Source organism: Curtobacterium sp. 18060 (assembly GCF_902706105.1).
Taxonomy (GTDB): Bacteria; Actinomycetota; Actinomycetes; order Actinomycetales; family Microbacteriaceae; genus Curtobacterium.
This window is the reverse complement of record NZ_CACSJV010000087.1, coordinates 1-5,444: the sequence shown is the minus strand read 5'-3', so window position 1 is coordinate 5,444 and position 5,444 is coordinate 1. Positions and strand designations below refer to the sequence as shown.

At 55.7% G+C, this 5,444-nt stretch carries 3 rRNA genes; all 3 read right to left on the bottom strand.

Annotated features, from left to right (window positions below):
- Positions 1 to 7: 7 nt before the first annotated feature.
- Positions 8 to 124 (bottom strand): 5S ribosomal RNA (rrf, locus tag GVL05_RS19415).
- A 148-nt stretch (positions 125 to 272) separates the two neighbouring features.
- Positions 273 to 3,401, bottom strand: a 23S ribosomal RNA gene (locus GVL05_RS19410).
- A gap of 432 nt (positions 3,402 to 3,833) precedes the next feature.
- Positions 3,834 to 5,355: ribosomal RNA gene (locus tag GVL05_RS19405) — 16S ribosomal RNA — on the bottom strand.
- Together the 16S, 23S and 5S rRNA genes form the textbook arrangement of a ribosomal RNA operon.
- Positions 5,356 to 5,444: the final 89 nt, after the last annotated feature.

Here is a 5,444-nt window from a genome sequence, read left to right as displayed (position 1 = left end):
ACGTTAAGTCCGGCGGCGTCCTACTCTCCCACAAGGTCCCCCTTGCAGTACCATCGGCGCTGAGAGGCTTAGCTTCCGGGTTCGGAATGTGACCGGGCGTTTCCCTCTCGCTATGACCACCGGAACACTTTCGACCATCAATCTGGTCTCAAACATGTTCCGGCTGCTGCCCACGAATGGGCAGAGCGGTGTATTCAGTTTGATTCCCGATCGTCTGTCGGGAACCACAAAGTGGACGCGAGCCCGTGCAACAAGTGCACGGAAATCAGTGTGTTATCAAGTCTTCGGCTTATTAGTACCGGTCAGCTCCACGGGTCGTTAGTCCCCGCTTCCACATCCGGCCTATCAACCCAGTAGTCTGCTGGGAGCCTCTCACACTCAAGGTGCATGGAAATCTCATCTCGAAGACGGCTTCCCGCTTAGATGCTTTCAGCGGTTATCCGGTCCGAACGTAGCTAATCAGCGGTGCCCTTGGCAGAACAACTGACACACCAGAGGTTCGTCCATCCCGGTCCTCTCGTACTAGGGATAGATCTTCTCAAATTTCCAACGCGCGCAGCGGATAGGGACCGAACTGTCTCACGACGTTCTAAACCCAGCTCGCGTACCGCTTTAATGGGCGAACAGCCCAACCCTTGGGACCTACTCCAGCCCCAGGATGCGACGAGCCGACATCGAGGTGCCAAACCATGCCGTCGATATGGACTCTTGGGCAAGATCAGCCTGTTATCCCCGAGGTACCTTTTATCCGTTGAGCGACAGCGCTTCCACAAGCCACTGCCGGATCACTAGTCCCGACTTTCGTCCCTGCTCGACCTGTCAGTCTCACAGTCAAGCTCCCTTGTGCACTTACACTCGCCACCTGATTGCCAACCAGGTTGAGGGAACCTTTGGGCGCCTCCGTTACTCTTTGGGAGGCAACCGCCCCAGTTAAACTACCCATCAGGCACTGTCCATGAACCCGATCAGGGTCCTACGTTAGACATCCAGAGTGACCAGAGTGGTATTTCAACAATGACTCCACGAACACTAGCGTGCCCGCTTCACAGTCTCCCACCTATCCTACACAAGCCACACCGAACACCAATACCAAACTGTAGTAAAGGTCACGGGGTCTTTCCGTCCTGCTGCGCGTAACGAGCATCTTTACTCGTAGTGCAATTTCGCCGAGTTCGCGGTTGAGACAGCTGGGAAGTCGTTACGCCATTCGTGCAGGTCGGAACTTACCCGACAAGGAATTTCGCTACCTTAGGATGGTTATAGTTACCACCGCCGTTTACTGGGGCTTAAATTCAGAGCTTCGCCCAAAGGCTAACCCTTCCTCTTAACCTTCCAGCACCGGGCAGGCGTCAGTCCGTATACATCGTCTTGCGACTTCGCACGGACCTGTGTTTTTAGTAAACAGTCGCTTCCCACTGGTCTCTGCGGCCTTCAACGCTCACGGAGTAAATCCGGTCACGTGTCCGGCCCCCCTTCTCCCGAAGTTACGGGGGCATTTTGCCGAGTTCCTTAACCACGATTCTCTCGATCTCCTTGGTATTCTCTACCTGACCACCTGAGTCGGTTTCGGGTACGGGCGGCTGCAACCTCGCGTCGATGCTTTTCTCGGCAGCATAGGATCACTGATTTCCCCTTACGGGTACGCGTCGGATCTCAGGCACACAGACGACGGATTTGCCTATCGTCAGCCCTACATCCTTACACCAGGTTCACCTTACGGATACCATCGCCTGGCTCAGCTACCTTCCTGCGTCACACCTGTTCATACGCTAACCGCACCAGCATGGGGTCGAGCGTTAGACCGGCCACCATCACCCCGAAGGGATCCGGTTGTTCCGGGTTAGGACTCTTAGCACCACTGGATTAGCTTGGGCGGTTGTTCGCCGGTACGGGAATATCAACCCGTTGTCCATCGACTACGCCTGTCGGCCTCGCCTTAGGTCCCGACTTACCCAGGGCGGATTAACCTGGCCCTGGAACCCTTGGTCTTTCGGAGGACGGGTTTCTCACCCGTCTTTCGCTACTCATGCCTGCATTCTCACTCGTGTAGCGTCCACGGCTGGATCACTCCGCCGCTTCACTCGCCACACGACGCTCTCCTACCACTCCGCACGACTGAACCACGAAGGCTTGTCGAGTGTGCGAAATCTACAACTTCGGTGGTGTGCTTGAGCCCCGTTACATTGTCGGCGCGGAATCACTTGACCAGTGAGCTATTACGCACTCTTTCAAGGGTGGCTGCTTCTAAGCCAACCTCCTGGTTGTCTATGCAACTCCACATCCTTTCCCACTTAGCACACGCTTAGGGACCTTAGTTGGTAGTCTGGGTTGTTTCCCTCTCGACGATGAAGCTTATCCCCCACCGTCTCACTGCTGCGCTCTCACTCACCGGCATTCGGAGTTTGGCTGACGTCAGTAACCTGTTGAGGCCCATCGGCCATCCAGTAGCTCTACCTCCGGCGAGAAACACGCAACGCTGCACCTAAATGCATTTCGGAGAGAACCAGCTATCACGAAGTTTGATTGGCCTTTCACCCCTATCCACAGCTCATCCCCTCCATTTTCAACTGAAGTGGGTTCGGTCCTCCACGACGTCTTACCGTCGCTTCAACCTGGCCATGGATAGATCACTTCGCTTCGGGTCTAGAACATGCGACTCAAACGCCCTATTCAGACTCGCTTTCGCTACGGCTGCCCCACACGGGTTAACCTCGCCACATATCACTAACTCGCAGGCTCATTCTTCAAAAGGCACGCCGTCACCCCTACTAAGGAGGCTCCGACGGTTTGTAAGCAAACGGTTTCAGGTACTATTTCACTCCCCTCCCGGGGTACTTTTCACCTTTCCCTCACGGTACTTGTCCGCTATCGGTCATCTGGGAGTATTTAGGCTTATCAGGTGGTCCTGACAGATTCACACGGGATTTCTCGGGCCCCGTGCTACTTGGGATACACATCCGGCCATAACACCATTTCGTCTACGGGGCTGGCACCCACTACGGCCCGGCTTTCAAACCGGTTCGACTATGATGCGCTGTAACCGCCCCAGTCCGGCAGAACTGAGTGACGTGTCCCACAACCCCGACCATGCAACGCCCGCCGGCTATCACACATGATCGGTTTAGCCTCATCCGCTTTCGCTCGCCACTACTCACGGAATCACATGTTGTTTTCTCTTCCTGTGGGTACTGAGATGTTTCACTTCCCCACGTTCCCTCTACCCGCCCTATATATTCAGGCGGGAGTCACCAGGTCACAAAAGCGCCCAGCGGGGTTTCCCCATTCGGAAATCCTCGGATCAGGGCTCGATTATCAGCTCCCCGAGGCTTATCGCAGATTTCTACGTCCTTCTTCGGCTCCAGATGCCAAGGCATCCACCGTTTGCTCTTAGAAACTTGACCACAAAGATTAAAATTGCGATCCGTCATCACCCACAACCCGAAGACCAAAAGTGCCCGATCGATTGGATGACGCGAATCAAAGATGCTCGCGTCCACTGTGTAGTTCTCAACATACGATCGGCACCACACTCCCCACCGTCCAGTGACAGTGCTTCATGCGGCCCGGCGAAGGACCCGTAGGCCCAACCCCTGCAACCCACTCTCACGGCAGCAGGAAGCCTGGTCCCTCAGGACCCAACAACGTGCACCAGCTGAGCGCTCCACCCCCACCCGTCCCAACCCTGCAAGCAGAGCGTACTGAGGTCGGAAGCATCACTCCCAACTGCACTGTCAATGTTCCACCCATGAGCTACCCGTCGGACACGTTCGGTCCGAATCAGGCGCCTGGACCACGCCCACCCCGAAGGGCACACGAGGCCAGATGCTCCTTAGAAAGGAGGTGATCCAGCCGCACCTTCCGGTACGGCTACCTTGTTACGACTTAGTCCTAATCACCGATCCCACCTTCGACGGCTCCTTCCACAAGGGTTAGGCCACCGGCTTCGGGTGTTACCGACTTTCATGACTTGACGGGCGGTGTGTACAAGGCCCGGGAACGTATTCACCGCAGCGTTGCTGATCTGCGATTACTAGCGACTCCGACTTCATGAGGTCGAGTTGCAGACCTCAATCCGAACTGAGACCGGCTTTTTGGGATTCGCTCCACCTTACGGTATCGCAGCCCTTTGTACCGGCCATTGTAGCATGCGTGAAGCCCAAGACATAAGGGGCATGATGATTTGACGTCATCCCCACCTTCCTCCGAGTTGACCCCGGCAGTCTCCTATGAGTCCCCGGCATAACCCGCTGGCAACATAGAACGAGGGTTGCGCTCGTTGCGGGACTTAACCCAACATCTCACGACACGAGCTGACGACAACCATGCACCACCTGTACACCGACCACAAGGGGGCGACCATCTCTGGCCGTTTCCGGTGTATGTCAAGCCTTGGTAAGGTTCTTCGCGTTGCATCGAATTAATCCGCATGCTCCGCCGCTTGTGCGGGCCCCCGTCAATTCCTTTGAGTTTTAGCCTTGCGGCCGTACTCCCCAGGCGGGGCGCTTAATGCGTTAGCTACGACACAGAAACCGTGGAAAGGTCCCTACATCTAGCGCCCAACGTTTACGGCATGGACTACCAGGGTATCTAATCCTGTTCGCTCCCCATGCTTTCGCTCCTCAGCGTCAGTTACGGCCCAGAGATCTGCCTTCGCCATCGGTGTTCCTCCTGATATCTGCGCATTCCACCGCTACACCAGGAATTCCAATCTCCCCTACCGCACTCTAGTCTGCCCGTACCCACTGCAAGCCCGAGGTTGAGCCTCGGGATTTCACAGCAGACGCGACAAACCGCCTACGAGCTCTTTACGCCCAATAATTCCGGACAACGCTTGCACCCTACGTATTACCGCGGCTGCTGGCACGTAGTTAGCCGGTGCTTTTTCTGCAGGTACCGTCACTTTCGCTTCTTCCCTACTAAAAGAGGTTTACAACCCGAAGGCCGTCATCCCTCACGCGGCGTTGCTGCATCAGGCTTTCGCCCATTGTGCAATATTCCCCACTGCTGCCTCCCGTAGGAGTCTGGGCCGTGTCTCAGTCCCAGTGTGGCCGGTCACCCTCTCAGGCCGGCTACCCGTCGTCGCCTTGGTGAGCCATTACCTCACCAACAAGCTGATAGGCCGCGAGTCCATCCCCAACCAAAAAATCTTTCCACCACCAGACCATGCGGCCGGTAGTCATATCCAGTATTAGACGTCGTTTCCAACGCTTATCCCAGAGTCAGGGGCAGGTTACTCACGTGTTACTCACCCGTTCGCCACTAATCCACCCAGCAAGCTGGGCATCATCGTTCGACTTGCATGTGTTAAGCACGCCGCCAGCGTTCGTCCTGAGCCAGGATCAAACTCTCCGTAAAAAAATACAGACCCAACACCCGAAGGCATCAGACCGAGTTGATTCTGACTGTTGACTGTCTACTGACAATCTTCAATCCAAAAGGAATTG